The organism is Candidatus Pseudomonas phytovorans, assembly GCA_029202525.1.
GTDB classification, from domain to species: Bacteria; Pseudomonadota; Gammaproteobacteria; order Pseudomonadales; family Pseudomonadaceae; genus Aquipseudomonas; species Aquipseudomonas phytovorans.
Window position 1 is genome coordinate 817,414 of record CP119325.1, and the last position, 19,788, is coordinate 837,201.

20 protein-coding genes are annotated in these 19,788 nt (G+C 63.1%); 10 read left to right on the plus strand and 10 right to left on the minus strand.

Translation table 11 applies throughout. The features are described from left to right. Positions 1–55: 55 nt before the first annotated feature. Positions 56–535: a pantetheine-phosphate adenylyltransferase gene (coaD, locus tag P0Y58_03625; protein WEK31294.1), complete on the minus strand. Its 480-nt coding sequence runs from the start codon at positions 533–535 to the stop codon at positions 56–58. Positions 536–686: 151 nt separating this feature from the next. Next, complete coding sequence (locus P0Y58_03630; protein WEK31295.1) at positions 687–2,117, minus strand: coniferyl aldehyde dehydrogenase; 1,431 nt, start codon at positions 2,115–2,117, stop codon at positions 687–689. A 150-nt stretch (positions 2,118–2,267) separates the two neighbouring features. Between P0Y58_03630 and P0Y58_03635 the strand changes: the two genes are divergently transcribed. Together P0Y58_03635 and P0Y58_03640 are read left to right on the plus strand one after the other, a co-directional pair. Continuing rightward, positions 2,268–2,933, plus strand: a complete 666-nt coding sequence (locus P0Y58_03635) for a TetR/AcrR family transcriptional regulator (protein WEK31296.1) — start codon at positions 2,268–2,270, stop codon at positions 2,931–2,933. A gap of 35 nt (positions 2,934–2,968) precedes the next feature. Next, a complete protein-coding gene (locus P0Y58_03640) occupies positions 2,969–3,823 on the plus strand; it encodes a sulfurtransferase (GenBank protein ID WEK31297.1) in 855 nt (284 codons plus the stop codon). Between the two features lie 60 nt (positions 3,824–3,883). Here the strand turns inward: P0Y58_03640 and P0Y58_03645 are convergent, their stop codons facing one another. The 6 genes from P0Y58_03645 to P0Y58_03670 all read right to left on the minus strand — a co-directional run bounded on the left by P0Y58_03645 (position 3,884) and on the right by P0Y58_03670 (position 11,139). Next, positions 3,884–4,876 carry a hydrolase gene (locus P0Y58_03645; GenBank protein ID WEK31298.1) on the minus strand — a complete coding sequence of 331 codons (993 nt, stop codon included), beginning with the start codon at positions 4,874–4,876 and terminating at the stop codon, positions 3,884–3,886. Between the two features lie 60 nt (positions 4,877–4,936). Then, the gene (locus tag P0Y58_03650; GenBank protein WEK31299.1) at positions 4,937–6,310 is read right to left on the minus strand and encodes a pitrilysin family protein; all 1,374 of its coding nucleotides are present in this window, start codon (positions 6,308–6,310) and stop codon (positions 4,937–4,939) included. Then, on the minus strand, positions 6,303–7,604 hold the full coding sequence (locus tag P0Y58_03655; protein WEK31300.1) for a pitrilysin family protein: 1,302 nt from the start codon (positions 7,602–7,604) through the stop codon (positions 6,303–6,305). Before P0Y58_03655 ends, P0Y58_03650 begins: the two co-directional genes overlap by 8 nt. A 94-nt stretch (positions 7,605–7,698) precedes the next feature. Continuing rightward, positions 7,699–8,301 (minus strand): 16S rRNA (guanine(966)-N(2))-methyltransferase RsmD, encoded by a 603-nt coding sequence (gene rsmD, locus P0Y58_03660; protein WEK31301.1) that lies wholly within the window; start codon positions 8,299–8,301, stop codon positions 7,699–7,701. Continuing rightward, positions 8,301–9,791, minus strand: a complete 1,491-nt coding sequence (locus tag P0Y58_03665; GenBank protein ID WEK31302.1) for a pitrilysin family protein — start codon at positions 9,789–9,791, stop codon at positions 8,301–8,303. The genes rsmD and P0Y58_03665 overlap by 1 nt, the downstream gene beginning before the upstream one ends. Then, on the minus strand, positions 9,784–11,139 hold the full coding sequence (locus tag P0Y58_03670) for a pitrilysin family protein (protein WEK31303.1): 1,356 nt from the start codon (positions 11,137–11,139) through the stop codon (positions 9,784–9,786). The genes P0Y58_03665 and P0Y58_03670 overlap by 8 nt, the downstream gene beginning before the upstream one ends. 231 nt (positions 11,140–11,370) lie before the next feature. Here P0Y58_03670 and ftsY point away from each other — a divergent pair, with 231 nt between their 5' ends. The 4 genes from ftsY (at position 11,371) to rpoH (ending at position 15,619) form a co-directional block, all read left to right on the plus strand. After that, positions 11,371–12,957: a signal recognition particle-docking protein FtsY gene (ftsY, locus tag P0Y58_03675; GenBank protein WEK31304.1), complete on the plus strand. Its 1,587-nt coding sequence runs from the start codon at positions 11,371–11,373 to the stop codon at positions 12,955–12,957. Positions 12,958–12,959: 2 nt separating this feature from the next. Continuing rightward, positions 12,960–13,631, plus strand: coding sequence for a cell division ATP-binding protein FtsE (gene ftsE / locus P0Y58_03680; protein WEK31305.1), 672 nt, complete (start codon positions 12,960–12,962; stop codon positions 13,629–13,631). Continuing rightward, entirely contained in the window at positions 13,628–14,653 is a 1,026-nt protein-coding gene (gene ftsX / locus P0Y58_03685) for a permease-like cell division protein FtsX (protein ID WEK31306.1), read from the plus strand. Before ftsE ends, ftsX begins: the two co-directional genes overlap by 4 nt. Before the next feature lie 111 nt (positions 14,654–14,764). Next, the gene (gene rpoH / locus P0Y58_03690) at positions 14,765–15,619 is read left to right on the plus strand and encodes an RNA polymerase sigma factor RpoH (GenBank protein WEK31307.1); all 855 of its coding nucleotides are present in this window, start codon (positions 14,765–14,767) and stop codon (positions 15,617–15,619) included. Positions 15,620–15,787: 168 nt separating this feature from the next. Here the strand turns inward: rpoH and mtgA are convergent, their stop codons facing one another. Then, on the minus strand, positions 15,788–16,498 hold the full coding sequence (gene mtgA / locus P0Y58_03695) for a monofunctional biosynthetic peptidoglycan transglycosylase (GenBank protein ID WEK33269.1): 711 nt from the start codon (positions 16,496–16,498) through the stop codon (positions 15,788–15,790). Between the two features lie 64 nt (positions 16,499–16,562). On the opposite strand from mtgA, the gene P0Y58_03700 reads away from it, so the two are divergent. The 4 genes from P0Y58_03700 (at position 16,563) to trmB (ending at position 18,835) form a co-directional block, all read left to right on the plus strand. Beyond that, positions 16,563–16,934 carry a DUF423 domain-containing protein gene (locus P0Y58_03700; GenBank protein WEK31308.1) on the plus strand — a complete coding sequence of 124 codons (372 nt, stop codon included), beginning with the start codon at positions 16,563–16,565 and terminating at the stop codon, positions 16,932–16,934. 102 nt (positions 16,935–17,036) lie between these two features. After that, positions 17,037–17,237, plus strand: coding sequence for a sulfur carrier protein ThiS (gene thiS, locus P0Y58_03705; protein WEK31309.1), 201 nt, complete (start codon positions 17,037–17,039; stop codon positions 17,235–17,237). A gap of 53 nt (positions 17,238–17,290) precedes the next feature. Beyond that, positions 17,291–18,103, plus strand: coding sequence for a thiazole synthase (locus P0Y58_03710; GenBank protein WEK31310.1), 813 nt, complete (start codon positions 17,291–17,293; stop codon positions 18,101–18,103). A gap of 9 nt (positions 18,104–18,112) precedes the next feature. Next, positions 18,113–18,835 (plus strand): tRNA (guanosine(46)-N7)-methyltransferase TrmB, encoded by a 723-nt coding sequence (gene trmB, locus P0Y58_03715; protein ID WEK31311.1) that lies wholly within the window; start codon positions 18,113–18,115, stop codon positions 18,833–18,835. Positions 18,836–19,459: 624 nt separating this feature from the next. Here trmB and P0Y58_03720 read toward each other — a convergent pair. Beyond that, a complete protein-coding gene (locus tag P0Y58_03720) occupies positions 19,460–19,786 on the minus strand; it encodes a DUF3392 domain-containing protein (GenBank protein WEK31312.1) in 327 nt (108 codons plus the stop codon). Positions 19,787–19,788 lie beyond the last annotated feature (2 nt).

Sequence of the window (19,788 nt, forward strand, 5' to 3'; positions counted from 1 at the left end):
TTGTGCCGCATTCGCGCCCGCAGTGCACGCGGGCGCGATGATCAGGCGCTAAAGGTTACTTCTTGAAGCGTTCAGTCAGCGCTTCGGCCACCACCGGGTGGACGAACTTGCTGATATCACCGCCCAGTGCGGCGATTTCCCGGACCAGCGTCGAGGAAATGAACGAATAACGCTCAGAAGGCGTCAGGAACAGGCTCTCGACATCGGGAGCCAGTTGCCGGTTCATGTTCGCCAGCTGGAACTCGTACTCGAAGTCGGACACCGCACGCAGGCCACGCAGGAAGACGTTGGCGCCCTGGTCCTTGGCGAAATGCGCCAACAGGGAGGAGAAGCCGATGACTTCGACATTGGGCAGGTGCCTGGTGACCTCACGCGCGAGCGCCACCCGCTGCTCCAGTGGGAACAGGGGGTTTTTCTTCGGGCTGGCCGCCACCGCGATGATCACGTGATCGAACAGCCGCGAGGCGCGCTCGACCAGGTCGCCATGGCCTTTGGTAATGGGGTCGAAAGTACCCGGGTACAACACTCGGTTCATCGCGTCATCCTGGCTGGAGTGCGTTGGGGAGTCGGATGGTAGCGCAGCGACTGCGCCCGGCCAAGTCATGCGGCCAGCTGATGGCACTATAGACAGGGGCCGCATTCGCTGTCATGCGCTGTGTGCCAGGCGGCGGTGCACAGGCTGGCGCTCAGCGGATAAACAGCTTGTAGACCAGACGCTGCAAGGTTTTGCCATAAGGCGGGTAGATCAGCCGTGCGGCGTTGAGGCGTTGCTTGGCCAGTACCGCCCTGGCCTTGCTGAAGGTCAGAAAACCGTCGTGACCATGGTAGTGGCCCATGCCCGAAGGGCCGATGCCGCCGAAGGGCAGATCGTCCTGGGCCACGTGCAGCAAGGTGTCGTTCAGGCATACCCCGCCAGAGTGGGTGTGGCGCAGCACATGCTCCTGGCTGGCCCGGTCATAACCGAAGTAGTACAGCGCCAGAGGCCGCGGGCGTTGGTTGATGTAGGCCAGCGCCTGATCGAGGCTGTCGTAGGGCACCAGCGGCAGCAGCGGGCCAAAGATTTCGTCCTGCATCACCTGCATGCTGTCGTTCACGTCCAGCAGCAGGTGCGGCGGCAGGCGTCGGCCCTGGCGGGCTTCACCAGGGTACAGGTCAAGCACTTGCGCACCTTTGTCGCGGGCATCGTCCAGCAGGTGCTGCAAGCGCTGCAACTGGCGCGGGTTGATGATGGCGGTGTAGTCGGGGTTGTCGCCGATGCGTGGGTACAGGCGGCGCACGGCGCGCTGGTAGGCGTCGCTGAAGGCCGACAGCCGTTCGCGTGGTACCAGCACATAGTCGGGGGCCACGCAGGTCTGGCCGGCGTTGAGGGTTTTGCCGAAGGCGATGCGTTCGGCGGTGCTGTCCAGCGGCACATCAGTCGACACGATGGCCGGTGACTTGCCGCCCAGCTCCAGCGTGACCGGTGTCAGGTTCTGCGCGGCAGCCAGCATGACCTGCCGGCCCACGCTGGTGGCACCGGTGAACAGCAGGTGGTCGAAGGGCAGGCGGGCGAAGGCCTCGCCCACCTCGACCTCGCCCAGCACCACGCTGACCAGGTCGGTGGGGAACACCTGTTCCAGCAGCTGTTTCAAGGCCTGGGCACTGGCGGGCGTGGCTTCGCTGAGCTTGAGCATGACCCGGTTGCCGGCGGCCAGGGCACAGGTCAGCGGGCCGATGGCGAGGAGCAGCGGGTAGTTCCACGGCACAATGATGCCAACCACCCCAAGCGGCTGATAACGCACTTGCGCGCTGGCCGGCTGGAAGGCCAGACCCACCCGTCGCCGGCTGGCGCGCATCCAGCGGTGCAGGTGCCTTTCTGCGTGGCGTAGGCCCTGTATCGAGGGCAATAGTTCCGCCAACAGGGTTTCGTCGGCGCTACGCCCGGCAAAGTCATCGCTGATGGCCTCGATCAACCCGGCCTGGCCGGCCAGCAAGGCTTGGCGCAGGTTTCTCAGCCATTGCCGGCGCTGGGCTGCCGGTGGCAGGGGGTTGCCGGCAAAGGCCTGGCGCTGGGCAGCGAATATCGCCGTGAGGTCGAGCTCGGACTGCACAGGGGGCACGGCACTGGGCGCGTTCATGGCGGCGTCGGATCCGGTCAGTGAGTGTCTAGAGCCTATACTCTAATCTGAACGATGGTGCGAACTTTCCGTACCGCCGAACGGTGCATTCCACCTGTGATACGCCGTAAGATGACCCTTTGATGAAGGCCCATAGACTGGGAGCTGAGCATGGCCCCGCGCATGAAGACCCGAGAGCGCATCGTGCAGAACAGCCTGGAGCTGTTCAACGAGCAGGGCGAACGCAGCGTCAGTACCAACCACATTGCCGCGCACATGGAAATTTCGCCCGGCAACCTGTATTACCACTTCCCCAACAAGCAGGCGATCATTGCCCTGTTGTTCAGCCAGTATGAAGAACTGGTAGACAGCTTCTTGCGCCCGCCACAAGGCCGCAAGGCCACCGTGGAGGACAAGCGCTTCTACCTCAAGGCCTTGCTGGCGGCGATGTGGAACTACCGCTTCCTGCACCGCGACCTGGAGCACCTGCTGGACAGCGATGCCGAACTGGCCGCCCGTTACCGGCGTTTTTCCGAGCGCTGCCTGCGTCAGGGCCAGGCGATATACCGCGGCTTTGTCGACGCAGGCATCCTGGCCATGGCGCCGGCGCAGATCGAATCCCTGACCATCAATGCCTGGATCGTGCTGACGTCCTGGGTCCGTTTTCTCAGCACCACGCGTGAACATTCCGCGCACCTGGGTGAAGAAGCCTTCAAGCGGGGCGTCTATCAGGTACTGGTGCTGGAACTCGGCTACGTTACCGAGGCTGCCCGTACTGCTGTGGACGCGCTGTGCCAGGAATTCCATGTACCGTTCAACCAGGCTCTGGAACAGTAACCCAGGGCCCTTGTGCCATCGATCAGGAGATTGTCATGCCCCTTGCGCAATTGATCACACCGCAGCAGTTGGCTGAGCGCCTGGACTCGCCCAGGTTGGTGATCCTCGACTGTCGCTTTGCCCTCGAGGATGTGGACTATGGCCAACGCAGCTATGCCCTGGGCCATATTGCCGGGGCGCATTTTGCCGACCTGGACCGCGACCTCAGCGGGCCGGTGAGCAAGGGGCGCACCGGGCGCCACCCGTTGCCCGATGCACAGCGGCTGGTCGAGCGCCTGCGCGAATGGGGCCTGAACAACGACAGCGAAGTGGTGCTTTACGACGATGGCGCTGGCGCCTTTGCCGCTCGGGCCTGGTGGCTGTTGGCCTGGCTGGGCAAGCGCAACGACGTGGCGATCCTTGATGGTGGCCTGAAGGCGTGGCATGCAGCGCACCTGCCGCTGAGCCTGGACCCGCCACCCAAACGCGAGGGCACCTTCAGTGGTGAGCCGGACGCCAAGCTGCTGATCGATGCCGACCACTTGGGCAAGCGCCTTGGTAGCACAGACCTGACCTTGATCGATGCACGTGCGTTGCCGCGTTTTCGCGGTGAAGTGGAGCCGATCGACCCGGTGGCGGGGCATATTCCCGGGGCCCAGTGCGCGGCGTTTACCGAAAACCTGGGGGTAGATGGGCGCTTTCTGCCGGCGGATCAGCTCAAGCAGCGGTTTGCCGAGAAGCTGGCCGGACGGGCGCCGGAGCAGCTGGTGTCTTACTGCGGGTCGGGGGTAACGGCTTGTCATAACCTGTTTGCGATGGCGCTGGCAGGGTACCCGCTGGCCAAGTTGTATGCCGGGTCCTGGAGCGAGTGGATCAACAACCCTGAGCATGGCGTGGTAACTGGCGACTAACGATATCGACGGCTTTAGCCGGGACTCTGTGGGAGCGGCGCAAGATTTGGATTTCGAGTGTTATTGGCCCTCGACCAGCCACTGCGGTATCCGCCGCTCCAGGTAATACCCCGGGTTGCGCAGGCTGCCGTCGACAAAGCCTACATGGCCACCGCGTCGGTGCAGTTCAAGGCGGGTCTGCGGCGCCAGCTCGCGGGCGGTGGGCAGGCTATGGTCGGAGACGAACGGGTCATCGCTGGAATGGATGATCAGCGTCGGTGTGCGGTTCTGGCCAAGGAAGAAGTGGCTCGACGAGCGGCGGTAGTAGTCATGCACGTCGCGAAAGCCGTTAAGCGGGGCGGTGACCTTACCGTCGAAATCCCAGAACGTGCGCAGGTCGCGTAGTGGCCCCAGGCGTTCCAGCGTCGCTAGCCGTTCATGCTGGCCCTGGTCATGGAAGTGTCGCTGCTTGAGCTGAACATACGCCAGCATCTCGCGCATGAAGTGCGCCTGGTACACCTTGGAGAAGCCCTGGCCGATACGGTCTGCGCAATGGTCAAGGCGAAATGGTACCGACACCGCGACCGCTGCCTGCAGCTGGCTGGCCACGCCACTCTCGCCCAGGTACTTCAGCAAGACATTGCCCCCCAGCGAGTACCCCACCGCATACAACGGCGCCAATGGGCGCTGGGCGCGCAGGTGGCTGATGATCTCGGCCAAGTCCTCGCTGGCGCCTGAATGATAGCTACGTGGCAACAAGTTGGGCTCGCCCGAGCACCCACGCCAGTTCACCGCCACGCTGGCCCAGCCGCGGTCCTGCAGTGCTTGCTGCAAGCCTTTGACGTAGGGCGAGTGGGACGAACCGGTCAACCCGTGCAGCACCAAAACCAACGGCGCATGCGGCAGGTGCGGGCCATGCCAGTCCAGGTCGATGAAGTCGCCATCGGCCAGCCACAATCGCTCGCGGTTGCGCTGCAATTCAGGCAGCTTGCGCCACAGCGGCCCCCACAGGGTTTGCAGGTGGGGGTTGGACAGGCCGGTGGCCGGGCAGAACGTGGCGCTGGAGGTGGGCATTCTGGGCGACTCGTGATGTGCCTGGTTAGAGTGCCATGAAACAGCGCCACTGTACCTGCGCTATTGGTCGAGGGCTGGCAGTGGCTGTTGCTCGGCGCGTGGGCCAACACTCACGCGTACCGTGCGGCCAGGGTCGAGCCGCCGCTGCATGACAGCGCGGATATCATCCGGGGTCAGCCTGGCGAGACGTTCGATGTAGTTGTCGAGAAAGTCGGCGGGCTGACGCTGATCGGTGATTTCCGTGAGCAAGGCTGCCAGGTTCTTGTTCTGCGCCACATTGCGCAGCAGTCGTCCCGCCAGTTGTTTGCGCGCAAGTTGCAACTCGGCCTGGGTTGGCCCTTGGTCGATGAACTCGCGCAACAAGGCTTCTACCAGTGCTTGAGAGCCTTCGACATGCCATGGCGCGATGTCCCATTCGGCCGTGAACAGGCCGCCAGCGCTCAATGCCTTTAGTCGGGTGAAAACGTCATACGTCAAGCCACGACGGTGCCGCAGCGCTTTCATCAAGCGTGATTCGATTCCCGCCCCCAACACCTCACTGGCCAATACCAGGGCCGGGTATTCCGGGTCATTGGCCGGGACGTTCATGGGGATTGCAAGCAGGATGGCATTGCTTGCACCAGGCTGCTCGACATTGAGCGTCGTGCCGGCTGCAGGCACGGCGGCCGGTGGCTCAATGGCGGACCAGCCTTGGGGCAGTGACTGACTGATCCGTTGTGAAACGGCCTGTGCCTGTGCAAGGGAAAGGTCCCCCACTATAACCATGTTCAGGTTGCTGGCGCAGTAGGCGCGTTGGTGGAAGCGCCTCAGATCCGCAAGAGTAGTCTGGTCTATCCCTTGCTGATTGATGCCCGATGGATTGCCATACTGATGTCCCTTGAACAAATGACGAAAGGCTTCGCTACGCGCCCTCAAGCGGGGGTGTTGTTCGCGAGACGCATTGTGCTGCAGCAGTTCGCTCTTGATCTTGGCTAGCGCGCCAGCAGTGAAGGAGGGCCGTGCCACGAAGTCAATGAGAAGTTCCAGTGCCGGATCGAACACCCCACTGGTGCTCAGGCTTCGAAAGCTCAAAGTCGCATGGTCCAGGCTCAGTTTCTGTTCCAGGATTGCGCCAAGCCGCTCCAGTTGCTCTGCTTGCCGGGTGGACGTGTGCTGCTGGCTGCCCTCGTCGAGCATGTAAAACGTAAGGGCCGCCAAGCCGGCGTGTACGGTCTCCTGGGTCGTACCGGCCTTGAATCGCAGCACAACATCGATGATGGGCAGCCCTCGAGCTTCGACGAATTTCACGCCTGCCCCGTCATCGGTTGTCCATGCCAGCACTTGGGTATCAAGAGGTTGGAAGTGATCCAGATCAACCCCCTGGGCCGAAACCAGACCACCCTGAACAGGACTTTCTACCGCGGGTCGCTGCGGGTATGAGTTCGAGTCATTCATCAGCGCTTTCCTTGTGATGCGTAAAGGTGATGGCGGTCCGGGATTCGGTCAGGAAGTCATAAGCGGCCAGGCCTACCTGCTCGGCTGTCACGGCTTCGATGGCTTGCCTTTCATCTTCCAGTGCAACAGGGTCCAGGCCGCAGGCGGCCTGCTTGCCCATGGCTTCGGCCTGATGGCCGATATCGTCCCTGTCGAACCATTGCTCGGCCAGAAGTCGTACCTTGGCGCGCTGAAGGTCTTCTTTGCTGGGCGCTGACTGGCGGAACGCTTCGATTTCCAGCAGCAGTCGTTCTGCAGCCACCTCGGGTGCAACCTGCGGGCTGCAGAACGCGTAAAAGGTCAGCAGGCTGTCGCCACGTTGCCAAGGCTCATAGTCCGACCACACGCCTTGCAGTACCGGTTCATCGCGCACGAGCAGGCGTTGGAGGATGCTGGCGTGGCCTTGGGCAAGAATCTGGGGCAGCAGGCGCAGTGCATACGCTTGTGAGCCAGACCGGGCGGTGCATTGGCTGGGTAGGTTGAAACTGATGATCACGCCTGTGCGCAGGCCGTGCTGACGCAGGGTTTGAACGCGCCTCACCCGCCTGGAGGGCTCTACAGGTGTCTGTCGGGCGGGCAGGCGATGGGCGGGGATCGCTGCAAAGTGTCGCGTTACCAGCGTTTGCAGTTGCGCAAGGGTAATGTCACCGGCCACAGCAAGCGTCGCGTTGTTTGGGTGGTACCAGGTCAGGTACCACGTGCGTGCCGCCGCAGGGGTCATGTGGCCAAGGTCAGTCTTGTAGCCGATCACGGGCGTGCCATAGCCGCAGTTGTCATAGGCCAGCAGCAGGTGATGCTCCAGAGCCAGTGACCATGGGTCGTTATCGACATCCTCGCGTCGTTCGGCCATGACAACCGCCAGTTCGCGGGCAAAAGGTGCATCGCTGAGGGTGGCGCTGGCCATGGTATCGGCCATGGCTTCCAGGGCAATTTCCAGGCGGCTGGCTGGCAGCGTCAGCGGAAAGGCCGTGGCATCGGTGAGGGTGAATGCATTTGCCTCACCACCCAGGTGGGTCATGAGGGTGGAGTATTGGCCTCCAGCCAACTTGCTACTACCTTCGAACAGTAGATGCTCAAGGGCATGTGACAGGCCCGTGTGGCCTTCGGGCTCGTAGCTGGAGCCCACGTGATACCAAAGCTGCACGCTGACCAGTGGTGCGCGGTGGTCTTCACGCAGGTAGACACGCAGCCCATTGGCGAGGGTAAAAGCACCTGCCAGCCTGGCCGGTGTGGACGGGGAGGGGCGTTCGGGCATGGGTGAAGTGCTCCTTCAAGAAATGAAGGAGCAGCTTCAGCCATGGAAGCGGCGGGCGTGCGGTAACCCAATACACCAAACGAAGATTACGGGGTCATGCTCGCTGCCAGAGCGCGTAATGCACCTGGCCGGTTTTCTTCTCGCGGTGCAGGCGCCAGTTGCCGGGCATCGGCAGCGTGGATGGCGCTGCTTCGCTTTCGGTGTAGATCAGCGCCCGTTCGCCCAGCCACTGGTTCTGCTCCAGCATGTTGCAGGTGTTGGCCAGCAGGTCCTGGTGGAACGGTGGGTCGAGGAACACCACGTCGAACTGCTGCTTGGCCGGGCTCTGCAAGTAGCGCAGGGCGTCGGTTTGCAGAATCTGCCCACGCGGGCAGCGCAGAATCTCAAGGTTGTTCTTCAGGTTGGCGATGGCCGCGGGGTTGCTGTCCAGCGCCACGGCATCCTTGGCACCGCGGGACAGTGCTTCGAGCACCAGCGCGCCGCTGCCGGTGAAGGCGTCCAGCACACGTGCGCCCTCGATGTAGGGTGCCAGCCAGTTGAATACGGTTTCCCGCACGCGGTCAGGTGTTGGCCGCAGGCCTTCGCCTTCCGGGACCGCCAGGCGGCGGCTGCGCCACTCGCCGGCGATGATGCGCAGGTGACCCTGGCCCTTGCTTTGGCCCGATTGCGGGCGGGCGGGAGGGGTGGATCTTGGCATTAGTGCTCCGGTACTCCGAGCGCTTGCTCGGAGGGTTTTTCAGTGGGTGCTGGCAGCGTTTTTTGTGGCACTTTCGGGCCCACGGTGACAATTACCAGTTTATCGGCTGACAGGTATTTGTTCATGGCGGCCTTGACCTGCTCGACGGTGAGGGCTTGGGACTGCTGCATGAAGTCTTCCAGCCAGGTCAGCGGCAGGTTGTAGAAGCCGATGGCGCCCAATTGGCCGACGATGCTGGCGTTGCTGGCATTGGACAGCGGGAAGCTGCCGGCCAGTTCACGCTTGGCATCGTCCAGCTCTTGCTGGGTAGGGCCTGTCTTGAGGTAGTCGGCAAGTATGCCTTGCACCAGCTTGAGCGTGCCTTCACTGAGCTCGGCACGGGTCTGCAGGTTGATCATGAACGGGCCGCGCACCTGCATGGGGCTGAATACGGAGTATACGCCGTATGTCAGGCCGCGCTTCTCACGTACTTCGCTCATCAGCCGGGTACCGAAGGCGCCACCACCGAGAATCTGGTTGCCCAGCGACAAGGCTGGCCAGTCCGGGTCTTGGCGGTCGATACCCAATTCGGCCAGCATCAGGTGAGTCTGCTTGGACGGGAAGTCGATGTGGGTCAGGCCCGCCTTGGCTTCAGCGGGTTGGGCAGGTGCGGCCAGTGCCGGGCCCTTGGGCAGGCCGACAGACACCTGCGCGGCGATGGCTTCGGCTTCGCTGCGGCTGAGGTCGCCGACCAGTGCGATGACCGCGTTGCCTGCCGTATAGGCCTTGGCATGGAAGGCGCGCAGCTGCGCGAGGGTGATGCCGTTGATGCTGTCGGCAGTGCCGTCGCTTGGGTGGGCGTAGGGATGGTCGCCGTAGAGGTTGCCGAACAGCGCCTTGCCGGCGATTTTGCCGGGGTTCTGCTTTTCGTATTCAAAACCCGCCAGCATCTGGTTCTTGATGCGCTTGAGGGCGTCCTCGGGGAAGCTCGGCTTGCCGGCTACTTCGGTGAACAGCTTGAGCGCAGGTTCGCGCTTGTCCTTGGTGCTGAGGCTGCGCAGCGATGCCACGGCCATGTCGCGGTAGGAGCCATTGCCAAAGTCTGCGCCCAGGCCTTCGAAACCTTCGGCGATGGCGGTTACGTCCTTGCCAGCCACACCTTCGTTGAGCATGGCGTTGGTCAGCGCCGCCACGCCGGGTGTTCCGGCGTCCTGGCTGCTGCCGGCGGCAAAGGTGACGCGCAAGTCGAACATTGGCAGTTCGCGGGCCTCCACGAACAGCACCCGGGCGCCTTCAGCGGTGCTCCAGTGCTGGATGTTCAACTGGCGCCGGCTGGGTGCCTTGCCATCCAGTTCGGCCAGTGACTGCAAGGTGTTGGCCGGGCGGGCCGCGTTGCTGTCGGCCTTGGCGGCGGTGTCGGCCATGGCCGGGGCGGCCAGTACGGCCGCCAGCGCCAGCGCGCGGATGCCGCTGGCCAGCAGGGTAGGGCGCGGTGCGCGACGATCACTCATGAGCGGACTCCTCGGGCAGTACATGGGCAACGCTCAGGCGTTCACGGGTGAAATAGGTGCGCGCGGCATCCTGGATGTCCTGTGGGGTAACGCGCTTGAGTTCGTCCAGCTCGCTATCGATCAGTTTCCACGACAGGCCGACGGTTTCCAGTTGACCGATGGTGGTGGCCTGGCTGCTGATGGAGTCGCGGTCGTAGACCAGGCCGGCAATGACCTGGGCACGTACGCGCTCCAGCTCTTCGGCGCTGGGCGGGGTGGTCTTGAGCTCGTCCAGCAACTGCCACACGCCTTTTTCGACGTCGGCAAGGGTTTTCTGCTTTTGCACGTTCGGTGTGGCCGAGATCAGGAACAGGCTGTCGCCACGGGTGAATGCGTTGTAGCTGGAAGAGGCGCCCGCTACCAGCTCCTGGCCACGCTCCAGGCGTGCCGGCATGCGGGCGCTGTAGCCGCCGTCGAGCAGTGCCGAGATCAGGCGCAGGGCATGCACGGTGCGCGGGTCCTTGGCGGTGGGCAGGCCGGGCACGTTGAAGCCATAGATCAGGCTGGGCAGCTGGGTGCGTACGTGCAGGGTCAACTGGCGCTGGCCAGGCTCGGCCAGCTCCAGCGGCAGCTTGGCCGGTGGCACGGCGCGCTTGGGAATGCTACCGAAGTACTTCTGCGCCAGGCCCTTGACCTCGTCGGCGGTAACATCGCCGACCACCACAAGCGTGGCATTGTTGGGAGCGTACCAGGACTCGTACCAGTGGCGCAGCTCTTCGACCTTCATGCGCTCCAGGTCCGCCATCCAGCCGATGGTCGGCGTGTGGTAGCCGCTGGCCGGGTAGGCCATGGCGCGGAACAGCTCGAACGCCTTGGAATTGGGCTGATCGTCGGTGCGCAGGCGGCGTTCTTCCTTGATGACCTCGATTTCACGGCTGAACTCGTCGGCCGGCAGGCGCAGGCTGGCCAGGCGATCGGCCTCCAGCTCCAGGGCGACCGGCAAACGGTCGCGGGCCAGCACTTGGTAATAGGCGGTGTAGTCGTCGCTGGTGAAGGCGTTCTCTTCGGCGCCCAGGTCACGCAGGATGCGCGAGGCCTCGCCGGGGCCGACCTTGGCGCTGCCCTTGAACATCATGTGTTCCAGCGCATGGGACAGGCCGGTCTGGCCCGGGGTTTCGTAGCTGGAGCCGACCTTGTACCAGATCTGCGAGACCACTACCGGGGCGCGATGGTCTTCGCGCACGACCACCTTCAGGCCGTTGTCGAGGATGAATTCGTGGGTGGGTTGCACATCGGCGGCAAAGGCCGCGAGCGGCAGGCAGAGCGTGCCGAGCAACAGGCCAGCGGCGCGGCGGGCTAGAGCATTCATAAGGTGTTTAACCTGTTCGGCGGCCCGCTGGGTTTAGCGTCGACGGGCCAGGAGGTGCTAGGATACTGATCCGGTTGCCTGGCGACCATGCCTGTCGCCGTTCTGGCCCACAGGACACTACGACAAAACGTTGCGCATGAACCAGCCGGCTTCAAGATAGTCTGTTCTGCGTAGAGAGAATTCCCGATGTGCCATAGCTGGCTCATCGCTACCCTGAGATAGCCGTCCTCCATGTTTGGTTCCAACGACGACAAGAAAGCGCCGGCCGAGGCTGGCGATAAGAAAGGCCTGTTCAGCTGGTTTCGAAAGAAGCCGCAGCAACCTGTCGCCGAACAGCCGCAAGCCCCTGAATCCCAGGTTGCAGAGCCTGTAGCGCCGCAGCCCGCCGTCGAGCCCCCTGAAGCTGCTCCGGTCGAGCCGTTGGTTGCAGAAACACCCGCACCTGCAACCGTAGCCCCTCCGGTTGTTGAGCCAGCACCAGTACCAGCCCCTGAGCCTGCAACTGCCCCAGTGGTTGCGCCGGTCCTTGAGCCTGCCTCTGCGCCGGTGCCTGCCCCTGCCCCTGCCCCAGTGGCTGCCCCGGTCTCTGAGCCTGCACCTGCCCCGGTAGTTACCCCAGCTCCCGAGCCTGCCCAGGCCCCTGTGGGAGCGGGCGTGCCCGCGAATGCGGAGCCAGCCGCTGCACAGGTCGAAACGCCTGCGCCAGTAGCAGCCCCGGCCATTCAACCTGTCGAGCCCCCTGTCAGCAATCTGGTCCTGCCGGTTGCCGAAGAGCCCGTCGCTCTCGTCCCTGACCTGGAGCCCAAGGCCCCGCCAGCGATTCCCGAGCGTCAGGTTGCAGAGCCCGTCCAGCCCGAGCTCGAGCCGGTGGCTGCCGTTACCGAACAGGCCAAACCCGGTTTCTTTGCCCGCCTGAAGCAGGGCCTGTCCAAGACCAGTGCCAGCATCGGCGAAGGCATGGCTAGCCTGTTCCTCGGCAAAAAGGTCATCGACGACGACCTGCTCGATGAAATCGAGACGCGCCTGCTGACCGCCGACGTGGGTGTGGAAGCCACCTCGGCCATCGTCCAGAACCTTACCCAGAAGGTTGCACGCAAGCAGCTGGCCGACGCCGACGCGCTCTACAAGTCGCTGCAGGAAGAACTGGCCGCGCTGCTGCGCCCGGTCGAGCAGCCGCTGAAAGTGCAGGCGCAGAACAAACCCTATGTGATCCTTGTGGTTGGCGTGAACGGCGCCGGCAAGACCACCACCATCGGCAAGCTGGCGAAAAAGCTCCAGCTGGAAGGCAAGAAAGTCATGCTGGCTGCCGGCGATACTTTCCGTGCCGCAGCGGTCGAGCAGTTGCAGGTGTGGGGCGAGCGTAACCAGATTCCGGTGATCGCCCAGCATACCGGCGCCGACTCTGCATCGGTGATCTTCGACGCCGTGCAGGCCGCCAAGGCCCGTGGCGCCGATGTGCTGATCGCCGACACGGCCGGCCGCCTGCACACCAAAGACAACCTGATGGAAGAGCTGAAGAAAGTGCGCCGGGTCATGGGCAAGCTGGATGCCGATGCGCCGCACGAAGTGCTGCTGGTGCTCGATGCCGGCACCGGCCAGAACGCCATCAGCCAGGCCAAGTACTTCAACCAGAGCGTCGAACTGACCGGCCTGGCACTGACCAAGCTGGACGGCACTGCCAAAGGCGGGGTGATCTTCGCCCTGGCCAAGCAGTTCAACATCCCGATCCGCTTCATCGGCGTCGGTGAAGGCATCGATGACCTGCGTACCTTCGAAGCCGAGCCGTTCGTCAAGGCTCTGTTCGCCGAGCGAGACTGACCATGATCCGATTCGAACAGGTTGCCAAGCGCTATCCCAACGGTCATGTGGGTTTGCATGAGCTGAGTTTCCGGGCGCGCCGGGGCGAATTCCTGTTCGTCACCGGCCACTCGGGCGCCGGCAAGAGCACCCTGCTGCGCCTGCTGCTGGCCATGGAACGCCCGACCAGCGGCAAGCTCATGCTGGCTGGCCAGGACCTGGGCCAGATCAGCAATGCACAGATCCCGTTCCTGCGTCGGCAGATCGGTGTGGTGTTCCAGAACCACCAGCTGTTGTTCGACCGCACCGTGTTCAACAACATCGCCTTGCCACTGCAGATTCTCGGTTTGTCCAAGGCCGAGATTGCCAAACGCGTGGACTCGGCCCTGGAGCGTGTGTCGCTGGTCGACAAAGGCGAACTGTTCCCCGCCGACCTGTCCACCGGGCAGCAGCAACGGGTGGGTATCGCCCGCGCCATCGTTCACCAGCCAGCGCTGCTGCTGGCCGACGAGCCTACCGGTAACCTCGACCCGCGCCTGGCAGCAGAGATCATGGGCGTGTTCGAGGACATCAACCGCCTGGGCACCACGGTATTGATCGCCAGCCACGACCTGGCACTGATTGCACGCATGCGCCACCGCATGCTGACCTTGCAGCGCGGCCGCTTGATCGGCGATGGGGAGGCCGGGCAATGAGCACTACACGTACGCCGAAGGTTTCCGAGCGGGTGGCGCCAAAGCCGGCCGACCCGCAACCGGCGAAGAAAAAACGCGGCGAAGACGATGACGGCCCGGATTTCCGCACGCTGCTGCATGCCTGGCTGGAAAGCCATCGCGCCAGCATGGCTGACAGCCTGCGCCGCCTGGGCAAGCAGCCGATCGGCAGCTTCTTCACCTGCCTGGTGATGGCGGTGGCGCTGAGCATGCCCATGGGCCTGTCGTTGCTGCTGAAGAACGTCGAGCAGCTTGGCGGCTCGTGGCAGCGCGCTGCGCAGATTTCGCTGTACCTGAAGCTTGATGCCGGTAGCCGCGATGGCGAGGCACTGCGCGACGAGATCAAGGGCATGCCTGGGGTGGCGGACGCGCAATTTGTCAGCCGCGAGCAGGCGCTGGAGGAATTCCAGCAGCAGTCCGGGCTGGGCGAGGCCCTGCGCGAACTGCCTGACAACCCGCTGCCTGGTGTGGTGGTAGTGACCCCGACCGAGGTCGACAAGCCGGCCCTGGATGCCCTGCGTCAGCGCCTGTCCGAGCTGCCGCGGGTGGAAGTGGCGCAACTGGACCTGGTGTGGGTCGAGCGCCTGGCGGCCATCCTCAAACTGGGTGACCGCTTCGTCTTCGGCCTGGCGGTGATGCTGATTTCTGCCCTGCTGTTAGTAATCGGTAACACAATTCGTCTACACATTGAAAACCGCCGCGTCGAGATCGAAGTGATCAAGCTGGTAGGCGGCACTGACGCCTACGTGCGCCGGCCTTTCCTGTACATGGGCGCCCTGTATGGCCTGGGTGCGGGCCTGCTGGCGTGGGGTATTCTGGCGTTTGGCCTGAACTGGCTTAACGATGCGGTGGTAGGGCTTTCCGGGCTGTACGGCAGTGACTTCGCCCTGGGCGGGGTGCCGGCGTCCGATGGTCTGTCGCTCTTGATCGGAGCGGTGCTGTTGGGGTATATCGGTGCATGGATTGCCGTCGCACGTCACCTCAACGAGCTGGCACCGCGATAGTTTTTACGTTCTGGCATTGACATTTTCTTCACCATGGAACTTGTACCGTCGTTCCAGGTCAATGTTGGCAGCGCCCACAAGGCGCGAGTTTAGTAAGTCGGAGGTTCTTGAATGACCACATCGTTGCAACCTGCCTATGCCCTGGTACCCGGTGCAAACCTGGAAGCCTATGTGCACACGGTCAACAGCATTCCGCTGCTGACGGTCGAGCAGGAGCGTGATCTGGGCGAGCGTCTCTATTATGAGCAGGATGTCGAGGCCGCTCGTCAAATGGTGATGGCCCACCTGCGTTTCGTCGTACACATCGCCCGGAGCTATGCAGGCTACGGGCTGGCCCAGGCCGACCTGATCCAGGAAGGCAACGTCGGTCTGATGAAAGCCGTCAAGCGCTTCAACCCGGAAATGGGCGTGCGCCTGGTGTCGTTCGCCGTGCACTGGATCAAGGCAGAGATCCACGAGTTCATCTTGCGCAACTGGCGCATCGTCAAGGTGGCCACCACCAAGGCCCAGCGCAAGCTGTTCTTCAACCTGCGCAGCCAGAAGAAGCGTCTGGCATGGCTGAACAACGACGAAGTGCATCGCGTGGCAGAAAGCCTTGGCGTCGAACCGCGTGAAGTACGCGAAATGGAAAGCCGCCTCAGCGGCCAGGACATGGCCTTCGACCCGGCAGCGGAAGCTGACGACGACAGCGCCTTCCAGTCGCCTGCGCATTATCTGGAAGACCACCGTTACGACCCGGCGGTGCAGTTGGAGGACGCCGACTGGAGCGACAACTCCACCAGCAACCTGCACGAAGCGCTGCAAGGGCTGGACGAGCGTAGCCGCGACATTCTTTACCAGCGTTGGCTGGCGGAAGAGAAGGCCACGTTGCATGAGCTGGCTGACAAGTACAGCGTTTCGGCTGAGCGGATTCGCCAGCTGGAGAAGAATGCGATGAACAAGGTCAAGGCGTTGATTGCGGTCTGATCGAGCCTTGGTTGCGAAAAAAGCCGCTGGCCCTGACTGGGTGAGCGGCTTTTTTATTGGTGTTGTCTTTGAGGGCCTCTTCGCGGGCACGCCCGCTCCCACAGGTTCAGCGCTGTCTTTGAGACTTGCACTGTACCTGTGGGAGCGGGCGTGCCCGCGAAGAGGGCCTTAAAGCTTACGCGAAGTGTCGAGCTGCATCAGGTAGCTCGGCCCACCCAGTTGGCTCATCTGCCGCCGAATCCACCCCGCCCGGCTGGCCACGTAGGCGCTTGGCCGGCTAGCGCTCCACTTGATCGGGCTGGGCAGCACAGCCGCCAGCTGCGCCGCCTGCTGGCGGCTAAGGCGGCTGGCATCGATACCAAAGTGATAGCGCGCCGCCGCCTGGGCGCCAAACACGCCCTTGCCCCATTCGGCGCTGTTCAGATAAACCTCGAGAATCCTCTCCTTCGACCAGAACAGCTCGATCAAGGCGGTGAACCAGGCTTCCAGTCCTTTGCGGAACCAGCTGCGCCCGGACCACAGGAACAGGTTCTTGGCCACTTGCTGGGTCAGCGTGCTGGCCCCGCGAACACTGCCCCCACGCTCGTTGTAGGCGAGCGCAGCCTGGATGGCCGGGATGTCGAACCCCCAGTGGCTGGCAAACTTCTGGTCCTCGCCCGCGATCACGGCAACCTTCAGCTCATCGGAGATGTTCTCCCACGGCTCCCAATCGCGCTGCAGGTCGATCGGTTCGCCATTGACCCAGGACTGCACCTTGCGCTCGACCATCAGCGCCGTGCCGGGTGGCGGCACCCAGCGGAACACCAGTACCAGCACAATGCTGCCGGCAGCGAACCAGAGCAGGGCACGGGAAAGGCGGCGGAGAAGGGTTGGCAGCATGGTGATGGCTTGGCCGTTCGGGTGGAAGGGGCCATTATACAGACCCGATACAAGGAGTCGTCCCATGCTTCGCAGCTTCCTTATGCTTGCCGCCTTTTTCGGTTTTACCGGGGTCGCCCTGGGGGCCTTTGCCGCCCACGGCCTGAAAAGCCGGCTGGCTGCAGACTACCTGGCGATTTTCCACACAGGCGTGACCTACCAGCTTGTGCACGCCTTGGCGATCTTCGGTGTCGCCGTGCTCTCGGTGCACCTGCCCGGGCGCCTCATAGGCTGGGCCGGCGGCTTGTTTGCCGTGGGGATCGTGCTGTTCTCCGGCAGCCTGTACCTGCTGACCCTCAGCGGCGTGAGCAAGCTGGGCATCATCACCCCTATTGGCGGCCTGTGCTTCCTGGCCGGGTGGCTTTGCCTGGGCCTGGCAGCCTGGCGGCTGGGCTGACCGGGTGGTCCACAATCGCGACTAATGGCGCGCACCGGCCTTGGGTTGCAGGGCGGTTCGGCGCTAGAATGCGGGCCCCAAAGAACAATGGTGGCCGTGCGCATGCGCATTCAACTGAACGGTGAACCTTACGAACTGCCTGCTGGTGAAAGCGTTGCAGCCCTGCTGATGCGCCTGGAGCTGGCCGGGCGCCGTGTGGCAGTGGAACTGAACCTGGATATCGTGCCGCGTAGCCAGCACGACAGCACGCTGCTGAACGACGGCGATCAGGTCGAAGTGGTCCACGCCATCGGTGGCGGCTGACAGCAGCCCGGCGGTTCACAAGCAAGCCCAGCAACCTTTCCCGAGGAACAACGATGAGCAACGTTCGTAGCGACAAGCCCTTCATTCTGGCCGGGCGCACTTTCCAGTCGCGCCTGCTGGTCGGTACCGGCAAGTACCGTGACATGGAAGAAACTCGCCTGGCCACCGAGGCCTCGGGTGCCGAAATCGTCACCGTCGCCGTACGCCGCACCAACCTTGGCCAGAATGCGGGCGAGCCGAACCTGCTCGACGTACTGTCGCCCGACAAGTACACCATCCTGCCGAACACTGCAGGCTGCTTTGACGCCGTGGAAGCGGTACGCACCTGCCGTCTGGCCCGCGAGCTGCTCGATGGCCGCAAGTCTCATGAGACGCGGACTTTGGTCAAGCTGGAAGTGCTGGCCGACCAGAAAACCCTGTTCCCCAACGTGATCGAAACCCTCAAGGCCGCCGAAGTGCTGGTCAAGGAAGGTTTTGACGTGATGGTCTACACCAGCGACGACCCGATCATCGCCCGCCAGCTGGCCGAAGTCGGCTGCATCGCGGTCATGCCGCTGGCTGGCCTGATTGGTACCGGCCTGGGTATCTGCAACCCCTACAACCTGCAGATCATCCTCGAAGAGTCGAAGGTGCCGGTGTTGGTCGATGCCGGCGTGGGTACCGCCTCTGACGCCACCATCGCCATGGAAATGGGCTGCGAGGCGGTGCTGATGAACTCGGCGATCGCCCACGCCCAGCAGCCAGTGCTGATGGCCGAAGCCATGAAACACGCCATTGTGGCCGGTCGTATGGCCTACCTGGCCGGCCGCATGCCGAAGAAACTCTATGCCAGCGCCTCTTCGCCGCTGGATGGTCTGATCAAGTAAGAGCTCCTGATGACTGAATCGCACGATACGCCGATCACCCCCGACGGCGAAGCCCGCCCGCACCGCCGCATCAAGAGTTTCGTGATGCGCGCCGGGCGCATGACCGAGGGCCAGCAACGTGGCCTGGACCAAGGCGGCCCGCTGTTCATCCTGCCGCTGGCTGACAGCACGGTGGACTACGACCAGGTGTTCGGCCGCTCGGCGCCACGCACCCTGGAGATCGGCTTCGGCATGGGCCATTCCCTGCTGGAGATGGCGGCTGCCGCGCCTGAGCAGGACTTCATCGGCGTGGAAGTGCACCGACCGGGTGTTGGTGCGCTGCTCAACGGCGTGCTGACCCAGGGGTTGAAGAACCTGCGGGTCTATGACTGCGATGCCATCGAAGTACTGAACCGCTGCGTGGCGGACAACAGCCTTGACCGCTTGATGCTGTTCTTCCCGGACCCATGGCACAAGGCGCGTCACCACAAGCGCCGCATCGTCCAGCTGGAGTTTGCCGAGCTGGTACGTCGCAAGCTCAAGCCCGGTGGTGTTTTCCACATGGCCACTGACTGGGAACCGTACGCCGAGTACATGCTGGAAGTGATGAGCGCTGCCCCGGGCTATCGCAACCGTGCTGAAGACGGTACCTATGTGCCACGCCCGCAAGAGCGCCCGATCACCAAGTTTGAACGCCGCGGCGAGCGGCTGGGGCATGGGGTGTGGGATTTGAAGTTCGAGAAGGTGGATTGATTGGCTGGGTAAGCCTTTCGATGTGCTGAGGTCTGCAGAAACTGCAGGCAAAAAAAACCGCTCTGAGAAGAGCGGTTTTTTTGTGAGCGGTAGGACTGAGTATCCGTCGCTCAGGTCTTCACTGAAAACTCACACGGTCCACGGATCATAGGCAGGCCCGGATGCCGCGTCAATGCCCGAAAATCTTTAGCATCACGTGTGTCGGAGTGGTTAACAGTCTTGATCGGAGAATGCGAGTACCATCGCGCTGCTCCCGTTTAAGGGTATTCAGTGATGGGCCGGGTAGGAGAAGAATTCTGCTTTTCGGCCCCTTCGACGCGGCTTGAGAACCGTGCCGGTGATGCTTTTCGAAGGGCCATTGACCTGGCCACTTCACTGAAGACTTACACGGTTTTCGAAGGCATCGAAGTACCGGTTAGATGCTGGAAGATTGGCCCGCCAACACGGAGGCCAAGGCATATGAAGCGTTTGCTTGATACGCTGAGCCGCGTTTGGACGCTCATCCGGATCTTGGTTGTGCTCAAGACCGTTCGGGATTTCATGCGCGACCACTTCGATGATGCCCGCTAAGGGCTAGTCAGGTGGTTGGGCTGCCCTGGTTTCCGGGGCAGCTTTTAGCAACCTTCAGCCTCGCCGGTCAGCCACCACGCCAATAATCACCAGCACCACCAACAACACCGGCGCCAGCGCGTAGTTGTTGAACTGGCTCAGCCCCTTCACCACCCACGGCGTGGCATAGATCAGCGCCGCACCGCTGCCGATCATCAACATCAGGGCCATGAACGGCACGCGCAGGGCGCCCGCCAGGCTGCCCAGGCGTTGTTCGGCCCAGCCTTTGACATCGCTGCCAAACAGCACCAGCAGGCAGCCTACCAGGGCCAGCGAAATCTCCGACAGGTTGCCACGGCTCCAGCGGGAAACCGTCGCAAGCAGATCAAGTACCAGATCCATGG